Source organism: Pseudomonas fluorescens, assembly GCF_002022275.1.
GTDB classification, from domain to species: domain Bacteria; phylum Pseudomonadota; class Gammaproteobacteria; order Pseudomonadales; family Pseudomonadaceae; genus Aquipseudomonas; species Aquipseudomonas fluorescens_AJ.
In genome coordinates this window covers 1-18822 of sequence record NZ_MSDF01000032.1, presented here as the reverse complement: position 1 = coordinate 18822, position 18822 = coordinate 1, and the positions used below count along the sequence as shown (strand labels likewise).

Here is an 18822-nt window from a genome sequence, read left to right as displayed (position 1 = left end):
GGGTTTTGAATCAAAAGGCAAAGCACGAGCAGCCAAACGCACCCCAGAAACCCTGGAAGTCACTGACCGGCGCATTGGAAAGCCGCGCTTTTTCATGGCTGTGGCTATGCACGCCACACGGGCCGCTGCACTGATGCACTTGAGCCTGTAACGGCGAGGTCGGGCGCCAGTGGCCCGGCACCTTGACCACCGGCGACCAGTCCGGCAGCACCGGCACGCGTGGCGGTGCGAAATCTTCAAAATCGCCGGCGCCGTACACCACCTTGCCGCCGACCACGGTCAGTACCGACTCGATCCACTTGATGGCTTCTTCATCGACACTGAAAAAGTCCGCTGACAACGCGGCGACATCCGCCAACTGGCCGACCTTGATCTGGCCTTTTTTGCCCTGCTCGGACGAGAACCAGGCACTGCCATGGGTAAACAGTTCCAGCGCGGTGAGGCGTGGCAGGCCCTCGGCGTGCAGCTCCAGGCCGCCCACGGTGCGGCCGCTGACCATCCAGTACAGCGAGGTCCACGGGTTGTAACTCGACACCCGCGTGGCATCAGTGCCCGCCCCCACCGGCACGCCTTCGGCGAGCATGCGCTTGATCGGCGGCGTGGCCTCGGCGGCCTTGGCACCGTAGCGCTCCACAAAGTATTCGCCCTGGAACGCCATGCGGTCCTGGATCGCAATACCACCGCCCAAAGCACGCACGCGCTCGATGTTTTTCGGCGTGATGGTTTCGGCGTGGTCGAAGAACCACGGCAGGCCATTGAACGGAATGTCACGGTTGACCTTCTCGAACACGTCGAGCATGCGCGAGATGGATTCGTCATACGTGGCGTGCAGGCGGAACGGCCAGCGCTGCTCCACCAAGTGGCGCACCACCGGCTCCAGCTCCTGCTCCATGGTCAGCGGCAGGTCGGGGCGCGGTTCCAGGAAGTCTTCGAAGTCCGCCGCCGAGAACACCAGCATCTCGCCCGCGCCGTTGTGGCGCAGGTAGTCATCGCCCTGATGCAAAGTCACGCTGCCGGTCCAGTGTTTGAAGTCGCTGAGTTCTTCCTTGGGCTTCTGGGTAAACAGGTTGTAGGCGATGCGCACGGTCAACTGCTCGTCCTTGGCCAGTTGCTCGATCACGGCGTAGTCGTCCGGGTAATTCTGAAAACCGCCGCCCGCATCGATGGCGCTGGTGAGGCCGAGGCGGTTGAGTTCACGCATGAACTGGCGGGTCGAGTTGACCTGGTATTCCAGCGGCAATTTGGGGCCTTTGGCCAACGTCGAATACAGGATCATCGCGTTCGGCCGCGCCACCAGCATGCCGGTGGGGTTGCCGTGGCTGTCGCGCACAATCTCGCCGCCCGGCGGGTTGGGCGTGTCCTTGGTGTAACCGGCCACACGCAAGGCCGCACGGTTGAGCAAGGCGCGGTCGTACAGGTGCAGCACGAACACCGGCGTGTCCGGTGCGGCCTGGTTGAGTTCTTCGAGGGTCGGCATGCGCTTTTCGGCAAACTGGAATTCATTCCAGCCGCCGACCACGCGTACCCATTGCGGGGTGGGTGTGCGGTCGGCCTGCTCCTTGAGCATGCGCAACGCGTCAGCCAGCGACGGCACGCCTTCCCAACGCAATTCGAGGTTGTAATTCAGCCCGCCACGGATCAGGTGCAGGTGCGAGTCGTTCAGCCCGGGAATCACGGTACGGCCCTTGAGATCAATAACCTGCGTACCACTGCCGCGCAACGCCATGGCCTCGCCATCGGTGCCGACGGCGACGAAGCGGCCGCCACTGATGGCGACAGCGGTTGCGCGCGGGTTTTCACGGTCCACGGTGTGGAACTGGCCATTGAACAGAATCAGATCGGCGTTCATAGGGTTTCCTTTACAGAGGCTTCAAGCCAGGGAGCGAACAGACGAGTGGCGGCCGGCATCAGCAGGTAGACCACCAGCAATACGATGGTCAGCGTCACCAGAAAGGTCGCGACCACGTAGTTGGACAGGAACGGGTGCAGGCCCAGGACCGGGCCCCAGATGATCGGAACCAGCAGGGTCAGCGGCAGGATGACAAACAGGGTGACCACCGCCTGCTTCCAGCGCGGCGGCTTGGCGGCACTGTCGGCCAACGGGGCAAACCAGAATTCGTTGAGCGCGCCGATTTCGGTGTTGTCGCCGTCGGCGAGCATGGGTGCGGCCTCGGCGATCAGGTCTTGGCGTTCCGGGGAGTCGAGCCAGCGCTCAAGCGCATCGGTGGTGCGATAGCGCAGGACGCAGGTGAACAGCGCGCGGTTGTTCTGTTGACTGCGTACGACATCCACGCCGAGATGGCCCGGACGTTCGCCGGCGATGCGCACAATACGCCGCAACCAGGCTTCATAGTCGGCTTCGCGACCGGGTTTGATGAGGTGTTTGACCACCAGTGTGACGACTTCGTCGGGACCGGTATCGGGTGTTGGATCCATGGCGTTTGATTCCCCCCAAAAGCGTTGAGCGATGGGGGGAGTCTGAGGGAATGGCGCGTCGGCGAATTGGATGTATGTGCTGTTTGAGCAATTCGCCGCTTACGTATCCGTTACCGGGATAACAGGCCGGCCCTCAATCCAGATCCCGCGCATCATGGCGCTCAGGCAGTTGCTCCGCAGGCTCGCCGGAAACCCGGTTCACCCGGCGCCCGCGCTGCACCGCAGGCCGTGCCTCGATCGCATCGGCCCAGCGCAGCACATGGGTGTACTCGTGCACCGAAAGAAACTCCGCCGCCCCGTACAAGCGGCCTTTCACCAGCCCGCCATACCACGGCCAAATCGCAATGTCGGCGATGGTGTATTCGTCACCGGCAATGTATTTACTCACGGCCAGGCGCTGCTCCAGCACATCCAGCTGACGTTTGGTTTCCATGGCAAACCGGTTGATCGCGTATTCCATCTTGCTCGGCGCATATGCGTAAAAGTGCCCGAAACCACCGCCCAGATAAGGCGCGCTGCCCATCTGCCAGAATAACCACGACAAACATTCCGCACGGGCGGCAGGCTCGGTGGGAAAGAACGCGCCAAACTTCTCGGCCAGGTACTGCAAAATCGCGCCCGACTCGAACACCCGAATCGGCGTGTCACCGCTGCGGTCCAGCAGCGCAGGAATCTTGGAGTTCGGATTGACCGACACAAACCCGCTGCCAAACTGGTCACCGTCGCCGATCTTGATCAGCCAGGCGTCATATTCCGCACCGCTGTGCCCCAGGGCCAACAGCTCTTCGAGCAGGATGGTGACCTTCTGACCATTCGGCGTCGCCAGTGAATACAGCTGCAAGGGATGCTTGCCGACCGGCAGCTCCTTGTCATGAGTCGCACCGGCAACGGGCCGGTTGATGCTGGCGAAGGTGCCGCCGCTTTCGGTGTCCCAGGTCCACACCTTCGGGGGTACGTAGTCCGTCATGGTTTAGTGCTCCTCTGTTTCAGTAGTGTTCGACGCAGCCAGTTGAGCCACGTTCCATCCGCCGCCCAGCGCCTTGATCAGGCCCACATTAGCGCTCAATTGCTGGGTTTGCAGCTGCAATACCGTGCGCTTGGCTTCCAGCGCCGCCACTTGGGCGGTCACCACGTCCAGATACGCCACGGCGCCCTGGCGATAGCGTGAGGTTGAAAGGTCTTCGGCGTATTGCGCCGCAGCCGCCGCGTTACGCTGATCATCCAGCGCGCTGCCCAGGCCCGCGATCTGCGACAGGTTGTCTTCCACCTGTTCAAAAGCGCCCAACACCACACCGCGGTATTTGGCCGCCGCTTCGTCGGTGGCCGCCTTGGCGATATCCACCTGAGCCTGGCGTGCGCCGCCATCGAATAGCGTGCCTACCAGCGACGGGCCAATGGCCCAGAACAGGTTAGGTGCGCTGAGCAAGCGTGCGAACTCATCACTTTGATAACCGCCCTGGGCGCTCAAGGTGATCTGCGGAAACCACGCGGCCTTGGCCACGCCGATACGCGCATTGGCCGACGCGATGCGACGCTCGGCAGCGGCAATGTCCGGACGACGTTGCAGCAGGCTGGACGGCACGCCGGTCGGCACATTCGGCAAGGCGATCGGCGCGACGTTGACGGCGACGGTGTAGGTCGAGGCCGACTCACCCAGCATCGCGGCGATGGAATGCTCCAGCACAGCGCGCTGTACCTGGCTCTGGGTCAACTGCGACTTGACCGTCGACAATTGCGTGCGCGCCCGCGCCACGTCCAGGCCCGACACAATCCCGCCGCCGTGCAGGCCTTCGGTCAGGTTCAGGGCCTTGGCGTAGGCGTCACGGGTTTGTTCCAACAACTGGTTTTGCCAGTCGATGCCACGCAGGCGGATGTAGCTGTCAGCCAGCTGCGCTTGCAGGCTCAAGCGCACCGACGCGAGGTCGGCTTTGGCCGCCTCGGAATCGCTGGTGCCGGCGGCGACGGTGTCGCGCACGCGGCCCCAGAGGTCGACTTCATAGTCCACTTCCAAACCCAGAGTGGCCGAGTTGTAGGTGTCCGGTGAAGTGGCCGAGCGCAAAGGCTTGGTGTCTGACTGACGAATACGCTGGCCATTGCCGAGGGCCGAGATCGTCGGAAACAGCCCGGAGCGCGCTTGGGCCTCGAAACCCTGGGACTGTTGGTAGTGCGCCAGCGCCGCGCTCAGGTCGGCGTTGTTTTTCAGCAGTTCTTGCTGCATCGCGTCCAGTTGCGGGTCGTTGTAGATGCGCCACCAGCCATCACGGTTAGCCTGATCATTCGGCGCGCCGACCGTCCACGGCCCTTGGGTATGAAACTGCGCCGCCGTCGGTGTTGGCGGCACCTTGAGCGGCGGCGCCAGGGAGCAGGCGCCCAGGCTCAAGGTGGCGAGCAGCCCCAGTACGGTGCGCTTAGCCATGGGGTTTGACCTCGGTGGCGGCGACGGCCAGTTGCACCGAATCATCATCGGCCAGGCCATCCGGTGGGGTGTCGATCACGCGGTCGGCGGCTTGCAGGCCGCTGGCAATTTCTACGCTGTCGCCAAAGTCGCGGGCGATGCTGATGGTCTTGAAGTGCACGTGGTTCTGGGCATCAAGGGTGGCGACGCGCATGCCCTTGTCATCGAACACCAGCGCGCTGGACGGTATACGCAGCACATCGGCCTGCACCGGCAGGTCGAACTGCACGCTGGTGTACCCACCCGGCAGCAGGCGGCCGCCGGGGTTGTCCACGAGCAATTGCACGAGGGTGCTGCCGGAAGCGGCGTTGACCGCGTCGGCGGTGGCGATGACTTTGCCGGTGAAGGTTTCACCGCGATATTCCGGCACGCTCAAACGCGCGGTGGCGCCTTCGCGAATCTGCGGCGAGAAGGTTTGCGGCACCTGCACATACACACGCAGACGGCTGACATCAGCCACGGCGAACAACTCTTTACCGGCGGTGCCGCCAGCGCTGATCAACGCGCCCACGTCGGTGCTGCGCGCCGTGACCACACCGGCAAACGGCGCCACCAAGTGCTGGAAGCCTTTGGTGGCGACCAACTGGTCGACATTCGCCTTGGCGGCCGTCACTTGCGCTTGCTTGGCGGTCAGGTCGCCGGTGCGCTCGTCCACGTCCTGACGCGACACCGAGTCGTTCACCAGCATGGCCTGCCAGCGTTTGGCGGTGGTTTGCGCCAGCGTGGCATTGGCCTGGGCCGACGCCAGGGTGGCGCGGGCTTGCAGCAGTTGCTGGTCGAGTTCCGGGGTGTCGATTTCGGCCAGTACTTGCCCGGCCTTGACGCGGGTGCCGATGTCGACATTCCAGGATTTGAGGTAGCCGTTGACCCGCGCAAAAATCGACGCGCGGGAATAGGCTTCCATCCGCCCCGGCAGGTTGAGCACCGGCCCCTGGGCTTGCACCACCGGTTTGATCAGGTTGACGCTGGGCAGGGCCTGGGCGTCGGTCCAGGTCTTGAGGTCGCGGGACTCGCTGGCGCGCACGCCAATGCCGACACCAACGATGACTACCACGACGACCCCACCGACGATGAGCCAGAGCAGGCCACGGGAAGACTTCGGTTGAGAATGGGAAACGGACATGTCAAACCCCTACGGTAACGGTGGTCGCAAGCGGCGCGTGTTGGCGACGCCCGTGCACAAGACTGAAAATCAGCGGAACCAGAATCAGGCTGGCGATGGTGGCGAACATCAGGCCGCCGATCACCGCACGGCCGAGCGGCGCGTTCTGCTCACCGCCCTCCCCCAGGCCCAGGGCCATGGGCGCCATGCCGATGATCATCGAGATGGCAGTCATCAACACCGGCCGCAACCGGGTGAAGCCGGCTTCCAGTGCGGCTTGCACCGCATCACCGTGCTCCGCCAGGCGCTCGCGGCAGAAGCTCACCACCAGGATGGCGTTGGCGGTGGCCACGCCCATGCACATGATCGCCCCCGTCAGCGCCGGCACCGACAACGGCGTGTGGGTGATAAACAGCATCCACACAATGCCGGCCAGCGCCGCCGGCAACGCGGTGATGATCACAAACGGGTCAGCCCAGGACTGGAAGTTGACCACGATCAGCAGGTAAATCAGCACCACCGCGCCGAGCAGGCCGAACAGCAAGCCGCTGAAGGCCGCGTTCATGGTCTGCACCTGGCCCTGCAGGATCACCTTGGAGCCGGTCGGCACTTCACCGGCGTGCGCCGCGATGATTTTCTGGATATCGGCGGCGACGCCGCCCAGATCACGGTCCTGAATCGCCGTCAGTACTTCAACCACCGGCTGGATATCCGACTGGGTGATCACCGAGTTGCTGTGGCTGCGCTGAATAGTCGCCAGGCCGCCGAGGGTCTGGTCGGCCGCAGCGCCACTGCCGCCACTGAGCGGCAGGTTGTGCAACGCCGCCAGGCTTTCGAGGCTGTATTGCGGGGTTTGCATCACGATCGGGTAGGAAATGCCGTTGGCCGGGTTGAGCCAGAACGTCGGCGCCACCTGGCTGGAACCGGCGAGGTTGACCACCAGGCTGTTGGTCACGTCACGTTCGGTCAAACCGACCAATTGCGCGCGGGTGCGGTCCACGTCGATGTTGAATGTCGGCAACTGCCGCGACTGCTGGATGCGCGCATCCACCACCCCCGGCACCCGGCGAATATCACGCAGCAACGCGTTGGCATAGGTGAAGTTGCCTGCCAGGTTGTTGCCGGTGATTTGCAGGTCAATCGGTGCTGACGAGCCGAAGTTGAGGATCTGCCCGACAATGTCCGAGGCCGGGAACGAGAACACCGCGCTCGGGAATTCCCGTGGCAGGGTCTCGCGCAATTCGCGCATGTACTCGGCGGTCGGGCGATGGCCTTCATTCAGGCTGATCTGGATGTCGCTGTCCTGGGAACCCACGGTGCCGGTGTTGTTGTACACCACGTTGATCCCGCTGATGGACAGCCCGATGTTGTCGACCAACGCTTTGAGCTCGCTGGCCGGGATCTTGCGGCGGATCGCGTTTTCAATGTCGGCGATCAGGTGCGCGTTACTTTCCACCCGTGTGCCCACCGGGGCGCGCACGTGCAGCAGGATCAGCCCGGAATCGACCTCGGGGAAAAAATTGCGGCCGAGGAACGGCACCAGCGCAAACGACACTGCAACAAACGCCAACAACCCGATCACCACCGTGCGGCGGTGGTGCAAGGCGCTGCCCAACACCGCGTGATAACGCTCGCGGAAGGCTTCAAACCGCCGCTCGAAACCGCGCTGGAAGTTCACCAGCGGGTTGCGCGTCGGCGCTGGCCCGTCTTCGCCATGCACATGGGGCTTGAGCAGATAATTGGCGAGGGTCGGCACCAGGGTCCGCGACAGCAGGAACGAGGCGATCATTGCGAAGATCACCGCCTCGGCCATCGGCACAAACAGAAAGCGCGCCACGCCATCGAGGAAGAACATCGGCACAAACACGATGCAGATACACAGCAGCGACACAAAAGCCGGCGTGACGATTTGCGCGGCGCCGTCGAGGATCGCCGTCTGCACCGGCTTGCCCTGCTCCAGGTGCCAGTTGATGTTTTCGATGGTCACCGTGGCGTCGTCCACCAGGATCCCCACGGCCAGGGCCAGGCCGCCGAGGGTCATGATGTTAAGGGTTTCGCCGAGGGCCGACAGCGTGGCAATCGAGGCGAGAATCGCCAGCGGAATCGAGGTGGCGATGATCACCGTCGAACGCCAGCTGCCGAGGAACAGCAGGATCATCAGGCTGGTCAGCGCCGCCGCGATCAAGCCTTCACGGGCCACGCCGCTGATGGCCGAGCGCACGAACAGCGACTGGTCGCCGATCAGGTCGATATTCAGGTTGGGCGGTATCGCGGCCTTGTTGTCCGCCAGCTTGTCCTTGACCCCGGCGATCACCCCGAGTGTGGACGCCGAGCCGGTCTTGAGCACCGTCAGCAGTACCGAGCGGTTGCCGTTCACGTGCACGATATTCGATTGCGGCGGGTTGCCATCGCGCACGCTGGCCACATCGCGGATCAGTACGGTGGTGCCGTCGGCGGTCTTGATCGGCAGGTTTTCCAGGTCATGGAAATCCGACGGCGAGTTGTTCAGCTGCAGGTTGAATTCGTAGCTGCCGATCTTCTGCGTGCCCACCGGGGTGATCAGGTTCTGGGTCGCCAGGGCGGTCGCGACGTCCTGCGCCGACAGGCCACGGGCCTGCATGCGCGCCGAGTCCAGGTCGATCTGTACCTGGCGACTCTTGCCGCCAAACGGGTACGGCAGCGCTGCGCCGGGCACGGTGGTGAGCATCAGGCGCACGGTGTTAATACCGATATCGCCGAGCTGCTGCTCGCTCAGGCCCGGTCCTGACAGAGCAAGCTGCACGATCGGCACGGTGGAGGCGCTGTAGTTGAGGACCAGCGGCGGCACGGTGCCGGCCGGCAATTGCCGCAGGATCGCCTGGGACACCGAGGTCACCTGGGCGTTGGCCGTACTGATGTTGACGCCGGGCTGGAAGAAGATCTTCACAATCCCGTAGCCGTTCATCGACTGCGCGTCAATGTGGCGGATGTCGTTCACGGTGGTGGTCAGCACCCGTTCGAACGGCGAGGTGATGCGCCCCGCCATCTGGTCGGGCGGCAAGCCGGTGTACTGCCAGATCACCGCGATCACCGGGATGCGGATTTCGGGAAAGATGTCGGTCGGCGTACGCCATGCCGCCAGCGGGCCGATGATCAGGATGAAGATGGCCAAGACCAGAAAGGTATAGGGGCGCAGCAATGCGATGCGCACAAGGCTCAGCATAGGAGGTGATCCGGACAGGGGGTTGGACGTTCAAGCAGGCAGAGCCGTGCCGTTTTCCCGCCTCACCCCATGCGCTTCCTGGGGAGTTTGTAACGACATACGGGTCACAAAGAGGCAAGTGCCACGATATCCAATTTAGTGGCGTACGCAACTAATTTGTTTCAAACTGTCTCAATATTCACATTTGCTGATTCAACATGTGCCGATGTTCATCTGCGGCCTCAAAGGCCTTGTCCTGACAGGGCTGGCAGGCATAATCGCCCCTGTCGTGTTTTGTATCAGAGAGTATTTGCCCTTGAAATCCGTACCGTCCTGCACCGAGAGTCCCAGCGTCTGCGTGAATGGTGCCGTGCGCCGCACGTCCCGTCGCCTGGGCCAGATCTATGACGAGGCCTACGCGTCGTGCGGCTTGAAAGCCACCCAGTTCGCCGTGCTCAACCATATCTCCAAGGCCGGCATGCCAAAAATGGGGGAGCTGGCGCAGACCCTGGTCATGGATTTGTCGGCCCTGGGCCACACGCTCAAGCCGCTGGTGCGCGACGGGCTGGTGGAACTGCGTGTGGACGAACTCGACCGCCGCACCCGCCGCGTGCTGCTGACCGACGCCGGCGTGAGCCTCCATGCCAAGGCCCGACGGATTTCGCTGAAGATGTCCGAGCGTTTCGATCAGGCGTTTGGCCGCGAAGCCGCCGCACAATTGCGCCAGACCCTGGACTTTATTGCCTCCGACGAGTTTGCCCAGGCCTTGCTCGCCAAGGACGACTAAGCCATCGGCTGGTGGTTGGTCACGCAGTGAATTCCACCGCCGCCCGCCGCAATGGCGTCGATATTCAGCTGCACCACGGTGCGGTTCGGGTATAGCCGCGTCAGCAGGTCCAGCGCCTTGCGGTCCGCCACCGCGTCGCCAAATTCCGGCGCAATCACCGCGCCATTGATCACGAAATAATTGATATAGCCTGCCGCAAAGTCCTTGTTGCCTTTGCTGAACCTGCTTTTACGCGGGTTCAGCGGTGGCGACACGGTGTGCACTTGCAGCTGGCGGCCGTCGGCGTCGGTGGCGTTCTTGAGTATTTCCAGGTGAGCCAGGGTGACCTTGTGGTCGTAGGACTCGGGGTCGGTGTCGAGGTTGGCCAGCACCACGCCCGGCGAGACGAAGCGCGCGTAGAAGTCGACATGCGCGTCGGTAATGTCCTTGCCCTTGATACCCGGCAGCCAGATGATTTTGCGCAGGCCCAGGCGCTCTTTCAGCTCGGCCTCGACATCGGCCTTGCTCCAGTCGGGGTTGCGATTACGGTTGATCCAGCTGCTTTCGGCCATGATGCCGGTGCCCAGGCCGTCCACTTCGATGCCACCGCCCTCACCCACCAGCTCGCTGCGGATGTGTTTGGCGCCGGTTTCTTCGGCGATCAGGGCGGCCAGCAGTGCGTCATCGTCGTGCTGCTGTTTGTTGCCCCAGCCGTTGAAGTTGAAGTCCACCGCGCCGATGCCGCCGGTGCCGTCGATGACGAAATTGGCGCCGGTGTCGCGGATCCAGATGTCGTCCAGATCGGTTTCGACAAAGGTGATATTGCGCGTGCCGCAGTGTTTTTCTGCTAGGGCACGCTCGTCTTCACGGCAGAACACGGTGACCGGTTCGTGCTCGGCGATGGCCCTGGCAATACGGCCGAGGGCGGCCTGCACGTCGGCGGTCAAGTCCTCCCAGATCGCGTCCTGGGCGCCAAAGGCGATGAAGGCCTGGCGGTGTTTTTCGCCTTCGTCGGGCATGTAGAAACGCCCGCCAACGGCAGCGCGTACGTGGGTGTTGATCAGGGTCATGGCGCAGACCACGCTGGCTTGTTTGATGAAGGTGCGGCGAGTGGGCATGTTGGTCTCGGGGATACAGTGTTGGGTTGAACGGGGGTTAAAGGTGCGTTTGTGGCGAGCGAGTTTCTTGTGGCGAGCGAGCTTGCTCGCGTTGGAGTGCGCAGCGCTCCCGCTTTTTTTGGGGCCGCTGCGCAGCCCAACGCGAGCAAGCTCGCTCGCCACAGGGAGCTCGTTATCCACATTTATTTGACGGTAGCTGTCTTGAATTTAGTCCACACGCGCATTCGCGCGCGCATATCGGCCTGGGAAATGTCCTTGCCGGCGATCAGCCGATCAAAGGTGGCCGCATCCGGGTAAATGTCCGGGTTGTCGCGCATGCTCGCTTCCACATCCGGCCGGGCCTTGGCGTTGGCCGTGGGGTAGCCGGTGAAGTTGGTGATGGCGGCCATGTTTTGCGGGCGCATCACGAAGTTGATAAAGGCGTAGGCGTATTCCGGGTGTTGCGCATCGACCGGAATCGCCATGGTGTCCATCCACACCGTGGTGCCTTCGCGGGGGATGTGGTAACCGAAGGTCACGGCTTTGCCGGCGGCATCGGCGGCGCGCTGGGCCTGGGTCATGTCGCCGCTGTAGCCCAGCGACAGGCACAGGTTGCCGTTGACCAGGTCAGTGACCGGTTGCGACTGGAACTTGCGAATGTAGGGGCGCAGTTTGAGCAACAAGTCGCTGGCGGCCGCGAGGTCTTCGCGCTTGGCGCTGCGCGGGTCGCGGCCCAGGTAGTTGAGCACTACGGCGAGCACTTCGTCCGGCGAGTCGATCAATGAGATTCCGCAATCAGCGAACCTGGCCGCATTTTCCGGTTTGAACAGCAAATCGAGGCTGTTGACCGGCGCATTTGGCATGCGCTGCTGAATCTGTTGGGTGTTGTAGGTCAGGCCAATGGTGCCCCAGGTGTAGGGCATCGTGGCTTTGTTCGAATGAACATACTGGGTACGCAGTTTCTGCAAACCGGGCTCGATGTCACCCATCTCGGTGAGCTTTGCGGGGTCCAAAGGCTGCAAGGCGCCCGCACGCATCAGGCGCTCAGCCACGGTGTCACCCGGGAAGATCAGGTCGTAGCCGCTGCCGCCCGCCATTAGCTTGGCTTCGAGGGTTTCGCTGCCGTCCATCACGTCATAGATCACCTTGATGCCGGTTTCGGCGGTGAAACGCGACAAGGTGTCGGCGGCGAAATAGTCGGCCCAGTTGTAGAGTTTCAGGGTTTTGTCTTCGGCGCTTGCGCAGACGGCGGTGAGCACCAGTGCGCAGCTCAACAGCTTGGGGGTCAGTCTCATGCCGAAAGCCTCGATTGACGACCGTCCAGGGTCAGCAGGCCGCCATACATTTCCGGGCGGCGATCACGGAAGATGCCCCAGGTCAGGCGTTCTTCGCGCATGGCCGACAGATCGAGACTGTGCACCAGCAAGCGGGTGCTTTCGCGGTCGGCTTCGGCAAGCAGCTTGCCCTTGTGGTTGCAGATAAACGATGAGCCATAGAAATCCATTTGCAGGCCTGCGTCGGTGGTTGCAACTTCGCGCCCGACACGGTTGGCCGCCACCACCGGCACCAGGTTCGCCGCCGCATGGCCGCGCATGGTCATCTGCCAATGGTCGCGCGAATCCAGCGTGGCGCAGCCGGGTTCCGAGCCAATGGCGGTGGGAAATAGCAGCACTTCGGCCCCCTGCAACGCCAGGCAGCGCGCGGTCTCGGGGAACCACTGGTCCCAGCAGATGCCAATGCCCAACCGCCCGAACGCCGTGTCCCACACGCGAAAACCGCTGTCACCGGGGCTGAAATATTCCTTCTCCTGATAGCCGATGGCATTCGGGATGTGGGTCTTGCGGTACACCCCCAGCAATTGCCCGTCGGCATCGGCCACGCTCAGGGAATTGAAGAAGGCATTGCCGGCCTTTTCAAACCAGCTCAGCGGCAACACCACGCCCAACTCTTTGGCCAGCGCAGCAAAGCGCTTGAGCACACGGCTGTGAGTGTATTCCTCGGCCAACGCCAAGTGCTTGTGGTGTTGCTCAATGCAGAAATACGGCGTGGCGAACAGCTCCTGCAACAGGATCACCTGCGCCCCTTTCGCCGCCGCTTCGCGCACCAGTTGTTCGGCCCGGTCGAGGTTGCCGGGCAAATCCCAGCTGCACGGCATCTGCGTGGTCGCAATGGTCAAAACGGTCATGGCATTACCCCTTGAGTGGCCAGGCCGGTTGCTGCTGGGTGATGCAATGCACCCCGCCGCCGCCATGGGCCAGATGGTTGATCTGCACCGGCACGATTTCGCGGCCGGGGAACGTCTGGGCCAGTACCTGGGCGGCGACCTGGTCAGCGGCGATGCCATAAGCCGGCATGATGATTGCGCCGTTGGCGATGTAGAAGTTGGTGTAGGAGGCGCAGAACACTTCAGCGTCGGTGTCCACCGCGTCGGTGGCTTCGTACAGCTCGATCATCTCGAAGTGGCGGCCCCTGGCGTCGGTGGCCAATTGCAGGGCGCGGCGGTTTTCGCGCACCACGTCGGCGTAGACCGAGCTTTGGTCATGGGTGGCGTCGACCAGCAGCACGCCGGGACGCGCGAAGGCGCATACGCCGTCCACGTGGCCGTCGGTCATGTCGCCGGTCAAGTAATCCGGGTCACCGGGCAGCCAGATGGTTTTCTTGATGCCCAGCAGGCGCGCGAAGATTTCTTCAATTTCGGCCTTGGTCACACCGGGGTTGCGGTTGGGGTTGAGCAGCACCGATTCGGTGGTGATCAGCGTACCCTCGCCGTCCACGTGGATGGCACCGCCTTCGTTGCTCAGCGGCGTGCCGAAGCACTCCAGGTCCAAGTGGTTGAGCACCCGGCGTGCCAGGCTTTCGTCCAAATCGTAGGCCGACTTGCCGCCCCAGGCATTGAAACGCCAGCTCACACCGGCCAGACCCAATCGCGGGTGGCAGATAAAGCTCGGCCCGGAGTCGCGGCACCAACTGTCGTTGGCGGGCTGCGCGATCAGTTCCACCCGTGGGCCGCACAAGGCTTTGGCACGGGTGATTGCCGAAGGATCGACGAGCATTTTCACCGGTTCAAATCGTGCAATTGCATTGGCGACCCGCGCAAAATCTTCCTGCACCTGCGCCAGAGTCACACCCCACGTGGTCTCCCACAGAGCGGTGTTGTGCGGCCAGACCATCCAGGTTGCCACGTGCCGAGCCCACTCCGCGGGCATCCACCAACCACTGCCTGAAATTTCATTGCGCTGCATGACAAGTACCTTTGAGTTAAGTCATTGTGTTCAGTGACAACTGCCCACGGAGTCCTGGTATTCATGCTACGGCGCCGCCAAAGGCCAAACAAACGATGGATTTTGTAGAAAACTGATTAGAGGAACTTATCAGCATGCTCAATCACTGGCCCCCGCTCGGCACCCTGCGCGGCTTTGAAGCCGCGGCCCGGCTGGGCAGTTTCCACAAGGCTGCCGAAGAGCTGCACCTGACCCAATCGGCGATCAGCCAGCAGATTCGCAGCCTGGAGGCCTACCTTGAGCAACCGCTGTTTTTCCGCAGCGGGCGCAGCGTGAGCCTCACCGACGCGGGCTACGATTTCCTCAGCACCACCCAGGCGTTGTTGCAGCAACTGGCGGTGGGTGTGCGGCGGCTGGGGCAGTACCGCAAGCCCAATCAATTGGTGCTCAACACCACGCCGACCTTCGCGCGCCACTGGTTGCTGCCAAGGCTGGCGGACTTTCGGCGCCAGCACCCGGAAGTGGACCTGTGGATTTTCAGCACCGACGAAGTGCCCGATATGGCGAGCCAAACCATCGACCTGGCCGTGCGCGACGACATCAGCTCCCAGGCCGAATGCAGCTTTAAAGTGCTGCACGCCGACCGCTTGTTTGCGGCGTGCCACCCGAGCGTGCTGAAGCTGTCGAAGGAGCAGCGCACCACCTTGCACGGCGAGCGGGAAATGGACTGGAGCCACTGGGCCGTGGAAGCCGGAGTGGATGTGGGGCAACAGGACCAGGGACTGAATTTTTCCGATCCGGGTTTGTTGCTGGACGCGGTATGCACTGGGCTGGGCATTGGCCTGGTCAGCCAGTTGCTCAGTCGCCAGGCGCAAGAAAATGGTTTGCTCACGCCCCTGGTCGAGGCCACTATTCGCGGCCCGAGCTGGGCGCTGTTGACGCATCGCGACAGTGAGCATGACCCCATGGCACGCAGCTTTACCGCGTGGCTGCTGACCCATTTACCGGTAGACCCGACATGACGGACCGGCTTGAAGACATCCTCACCGAGGGATTATCGGTGCTGTTCTGCGGCATCAACCCCGGCAAGGGCTCCGCCGCCCTTGGCCTGCACTTTGCCAACCGCAGCAACCGCTTCTGGCGCACGCTGCACCTGGCCGGGTTTACACCCCATGAAATCCAGCCGGAGGATGGCCGCACGTTGCTACGTTACGGCTGCGGGTTGACCACCGTGGTGGAACGCCCCACGGCGAGCGCGGGTGAGCTGGCAAGGCATGAATTCAAAGATGCGGCGGCGGCATTTGAACAGAAGATTCGCAAATGCCGGCCGCGCTTCGTGGCGTTTCTGGGCAAAGCCGCTTACAGCGCCTTGTCGGGCCAACGGGACATGGCCTGGGGGCGGCAGCCGCCATTATTGGGCGGTGCTGCGGTCTGGGTACTGCCCAACCCCAGCGGGCGCAATCTGGCGTTCAACCTGGAGCAATTGGTGGAGGCGTATCAACGACTGCGCGAGGCCATTGCACATCCCGATCAAGAGCCCTTAATCTCGTGAGCCAAATACCCCGAGAGCAATGGAGGCTTCATGAAACTGATCGGCATGCTGGACTCGCCCTACGTGCGGCGCGTGGCTATTTCCCTGGACCTGTACGGAGTCGAGTTCGTACACGAGCCGCTCTCGGTGTTCCGTCACTATCCCGAATTTGCTCAGATAAACCCGGTGGTCAAGGCGCCCACGCTGGTACTCGACGATGGAACAGTGCTGATGGATTCCAGCCTGATCCTCGACTACCTGGAAGCCTTGGCCCCAAACGACAAAAAGCTGCTGCCTCAAGCACCCCTCGCCCGTGCCCATGATTTGCACCTGCTGGGATTGGCATTGGCTGCGTGCGAGAAAAGCGTGCAGATCGTGTACGAACACAACCTGCGCCCCGCCGAGAAGCTGCACGCACCCTGGCTCGATCGCATCAGCGGCCAATTACTGGAGGCTTATGCGTTGCTGGACAAGCACCTGGCCGACAGTGAAGCGCTGACCCAGTCGTCCCTCACGGCGGCGGTCGCCTGGTCGTTCAGCCAGTTCACGGTGGCATCAGTGGTCAAGGCGGATGCGTTTCCTGACCTGAAACGCCATGCCGAATGCCTGGAGAGACATCCGGCCTTCAAGAAATACCCCATTGAGTAACGGGCTCAGACCCAGCCACCGTCCACTATAAAGTTCTGCGCCGAACACATCGCCGACGCATCAGAGGCGAGAAACAGCGCCATATTGGCGATGTGTTCCGGCAAGACGCTGCCCGGCAGGCATTGGCTGCGGCTGATCAGTTCTTTGGCGGCGTCGTCCACCCACATCTCCAATTGTTTTTCGGTCATGACCCAACCCGGCACCAGGGTATTGACGCGGATGCGGCTCGGCCCCAACTCACGCGCCAGCGCGCGGGTCATGCCATGTGCCGCGGCCTTGCTGGCGGCGTACACCGGGTAACCGGCGGACGCCATCATCCAGCCCACCGAGCCAAGGTTGATGATCGCCCCGCCACCTGCGCGTTTCATCATCGGCACCACCGCCTTGGCGGCGAAGAACGCATGCTTGAGGTTGACCGCGATCAGCCTGTCGAACATGGCCGAATCGACTTCTTCGAGGGTGTGACGCACATCGTTGGCAGCGTTGTTGACCAGCACGGTGATGGGACCGAGCGAGTGTTCAAATCGCTCGATCGCGGCCTTGAAGGCGATTTCGTCGGTGATGTCGCAATGCACGAACTCCACGACGTGCCCCTGGGAACTCAACAGCGCCGCCAATCGCTCGCCCTGACTTTGCGCACGGTCCACAAAGCCGACCCTGGCACCCTGGCCGGCGAACGCCCGCACCATGAATTCGCCAATGCCCGAGGCGCCACCGGACACCAATACGGTCTTACCCTTGAGGTCGGGATAAATGGCCTGCTCAGTACTCATATAACGATTGCCTCACTGAATTAGTCTTATTTTATTTTGCAAACACACGGTAAAAGGCTATAAATCTGCTGCCATATCGACAAAATATCGCACATTAGTAGAACTATTCCACAGAAAACAACAAAAGGAAGTTCGACCATGAAGCATCCTCGTCATCTGCTTTCCGGCCTCGCCTTGTCCATGCTGATCGCCAGCGGTGGCGCCCAGGCCGCCGGCCTCACCAGCGAGCAAAAACCGTTCGGCAAAACCAATGACGGCACCGCCGTCGAACAGTATGTGTTGCGCAACAGCCATGGCATGCAAGCTACAGTCATCACCTACGGCGGCGTGTTGCAGTCGCTGAAGGTACCGGATAAAAACGGCAAGACCGAGGACGTCGTGCTCGGCTTTGACGACGTGCAGGGTTACCAGGCCGGTACTGCGTTTTTCGGCGCGACCATCGGGCGCTTCGGCAACCGCCTCGCGGCCGGGGCCTTCGAACTGGACGGCAAACGCTATCAGGTCCCGCTCAACGACGGCCCCAACTCGCTGCACGGCGGCGCCCAGGGGTTCGACAAACACGTGTGGCAAGCCAAGTCGGTCAAGGGCAAGGACTCGGTTGGCGTCACCCTCACCTACCTGTCCAAAGACGGCGAGATGGGCTTTCCGGGCAACCTGAAAACCGAAGTCACCTACAGCCTCAACGATAAAAACGAACTGCACATCGACTACAAGGCCACCACCGACAAACCGACGGTGCTCAACCTCACCAACCACAGCTACTTCAACCTCGCCGGCGCGGGCAACGACGACATCCTCAAGCAAGTCGCCACCCTGCACGCCAGCCACTACACCCCGGTCAACGCCACCTTGATCCCCACCGGCGAACTCGCCCCGGTCGAAGGCACGCCGATGGACTTCCTCAAACCAACCCCCATCGGCCAACACATCAAGGACGACCACCCGCAACTGAAATTCGCCGAACCCAAACAAGGCGGGTTCGACTTCAACTGGGCGCTGGACACCAAAGGCGACCTCAAAAAACTCGCCGCCGAAGTCCACGACCCCGCCTCAGGCCGACGCTTACAGCTCTACACCACCGAGCCCGGCGTGCAGTTCTACACCAGCAACTTCCTCGACGGCACAGTGAAAGGAAAGGCCGGTAAAACCTACCAACACTGGAGTGGTTTCACGCTGGAGACCCAACATTTCCCGGACGCCCCCAACCAGCCGAAATTCGCCTCAACCCGCCTCAACCCGGGCCAGACCTATACGCAGAACACCATCCTCAAGTTCACTGCTGACTGAAAAAAGTGGGAGCAGGCTTGCTCGCGAAGGCGGTGTGTCAGCCGATTAATGTGTTGACTGAACCACCGCATTCGCGAGCAAGCCCGCTCCCACAGTTTTGACCGAGTACAAATTCCATGACCTGACAATTCTGCTTCTCTGTAGGAGCTGGCTTGTCGAATCGTCGCACCGCTGCGATGCAGACACCTCGGTACTTCAGGCACACCCAGTAGATGCCATCGCAGGCAAGCCAGCTCCCACATTTGGATCTCCATACATTTTGGATCTCCACCTATCAGTGAGAACCCAATCTGCTCTAGAAAAAAACAGCGCTTTTGATCCAACC

General features: G+C 62.2%; 16 protein-coding genes. 5 read left to right on the top strand and 11 right to left on the bottom strand.

The annotated features are described in order from the left end of the window. Positions 1-10 precede the first annotated feature (10 nt). The 6 genes from BFW87_RS22695 to BFW87_RS22670 form a co-directional block, all read right to left on the bottom strand. Entirely contained in the window at positions 11-1849 is a 1839-nt protein-coding gene (locus BFW87_RS22695; protein ID WP_078741952.1) for an amidohydrolase, read from the bottom strand. Beyond that, entirely contained in the window at positions 1846-2436 is a 591-nt protein-coding gene (locus BFW87_RS22690; protein WP_078741951.1) for an antibiotic biosynthesis monooxygenase, read from the bottom strand. Before BFW87_RS22690 ends, BFW87_RS22695 begins: the two co-directional genes overlap by 4 nt. 133 nt (positions 2437-2569) lie before the next feature. After that, on the bottom strand, positions 2570-3403 hold the full coding sequence (yghU, locus tag BFW87_RS22685) for a glutathione-dependent disulfide-bond oxidoreductase (protein ID WP_078741950.1): 834 nt from the start codon (positions 3401-3403) through the stop codon (positions 2570-2572). Positions 3404-3406: 3 nt separating this feature from the next. Continuing rightward, positions 3407-4852, bottom strand: a complete 1446-nt coding sequence (locus BFW87_RS22680) for an efflux transporter outer membrane subunit (RefSeq protein ID WP_078741949.1) — start codon at positions 4850-4852, stop codon at positions 3407-3409. Then, positions 4845-6014, bottom strand: coding sequence for an efflux RND transporter periplasmic adaptor subunit (locus tag BFW87_RS22675; protein WP_078741948.1), 1170 nt, complete (start codon positions 6012-6014; stop codon positions 4845-4847). Before BFW87_RS22675 ends, BFW87_RS22680 begins: the two co-directional genes overlap by 8 nt. A 1-nt stretch (position 6015) precedes the next feature. Continuing rightward, the gene (locus BFW87_RS22670; protein WP_078741947.1) at positions 6016-9195 is read right to left on the bottom strand and encodes an efflux RND transporter permease subunit; all 3180 of its coding nucleotides are present in this window, start codon (positions 9193-9195) and stop codon (positions 6016-6018) included. A gap of 295 nt (positions 9196-9490) precedes the next feature. Between BFW87_RS22670 and BFW87_RS22665 the strand changes: the two genes are divergently transcribed. After that, complete coding sequence (locus tag BFW87_RS22665) at positions 9491-9961, top strand: MarR family winged helix-turn-helix transcriptional regulator (RefSeq protein WP_254865932.1); 471 nt, start codon at positions 9491-9493, stop codon at positions 9959-9961. On the opposite strand, the gene BFW87_RS22660 is transcribed toward BFW87_RS22665, so the two are convergent. The 4 genes from BFW87_RS22660 to BFW87_RS22645 all read right to left on the bottom strand — a co-directional run bounded on the left by BFW87_RS22660 (position 9958) and on the right by BFW87_RS22645 (position 14279). After that, complete coding sequence (locus tag BFW87_RS22660) at positions 9958-11058, bottom strand: agmatine deiminase family protein (protein ID WP_078741945.1); 1101 nt, start codon at positions 11056-11058, stop codon at positions 9958-9960. The two genes, BFW87_RS22665 and BFW87_RS22660, sit on opposite strands and share 4 nt — an antisense overlap. A 182-nt stretch (positions 11059-11240) precedes the next feature. Then, a complete protein-coding gene (locus BFW87_RS22655; protein WP_078741944.1) occupies positions 11241-12332 on the bottom strand; it encodes an extracellular solute-binding protein in 1092 nt (363 codons plus the stop codon). Beyond that, the gene (aguB, locus tag BFW87_RS22650; protein WP_078741943.1) at positions 12329-13222 is read right to left on the bottom strand and encodes an N-carbamoylputrescine amidase; all 894 of its coding nucleotides are present in this window, start codon (positions 13220-13222) and stop codon (positions 12329-12331) included. Before aguB ends, BFW87_RS22655 begins: the two co-directional genes overlap by 4 nt. A 4-nt stretch (positions 13223-13226) precedes the next feature. Beyond that, positions 13227-14279 (bottom strand): agmatine deiminase family protein, encoded by a 1053-nt coding sequence (locus BFW87_RS22645; RefSeq protein ID WP_078741942.1) that lies wholly within the window; start codon positions 14277-14279, stop codon positions 13227-13229. 134 nt (positions 14280-14413) lie between these two features. Here BFW87_RS22645 and BFW87_RS22640 point away from each other — a divergent pair, with 134 nt between their 5' ends. From BFW87_RS22640 to BFW87_RS22630, 3 genes are read left to right on the top strand one after another with little or no spacing between them, the layout of a single operon-like run. Next, positions 14414-15280, top strand: a complete 867-nt coding sequence (locus BFW87_RS22640) for a LysR substrate-binding domain-containing protein (RefSeq protein WP_078741941.1) — start codon at positions 14414-14416, stop codon at positions 15278-15280. Beyond that, on the top strand, positions 15277-15810 hold the full coding sequence (mug, locus tag BFW87_RS22635) for a G/U mismatch-specific DNA glycosylase (protein WP_078741940.1): 534 nt from the start codon (positions 15277-15279) through the stop codon (positions 15808-15810). Before BFW87_RS22640 ends, mug begins: the two co-directional genes overlap by 4 nt. Positions 15811-15840: 30 nt before the next feature. After that, entirely contained in the window at positions 15841-16437 is a 597-nt protein-coding gene (locus BFW87_RS22630) for a glutathione S-transferase family protein (protein ID WP_078741939.1), read from the top strand. A gap of 5 nt (positions 16438-16442) precedes the next feature. On the opposite strand, the gene BFW87_RS22625 is transcribed toward BFW87_RS22630, so the two are convergent. Beyond that, positions 16443-17210 carry an SDR family NAD(P)-dependent oxidoreductase gene (locus BFW87_RS22625; protein WP_078741938.1) on the bottom strand — a complete coding sequence of 256 codons (768 nt, stop codon included), beginning with the start codon at positions 17208-17210 and terminating at the stop codon, positions 16443-16445. Positions 17211-17348: 138 nt separating this feature from the next. Between BFW87_RS22625 and BFW87_RS22620 the strand changes: the two genes are divergently transcribed. After that, positions 17349-18497, top strand: a complete 1149-nt coding sequence (locus BFW87_RS22620) for an aldose epimerase family protein (RefSeq protein WP_078741937.1) — start codon at positions 17349-17351, stop codon at positions 18495-18497. Positions 18498-18822: the final 325 nt, after the last annotated feature.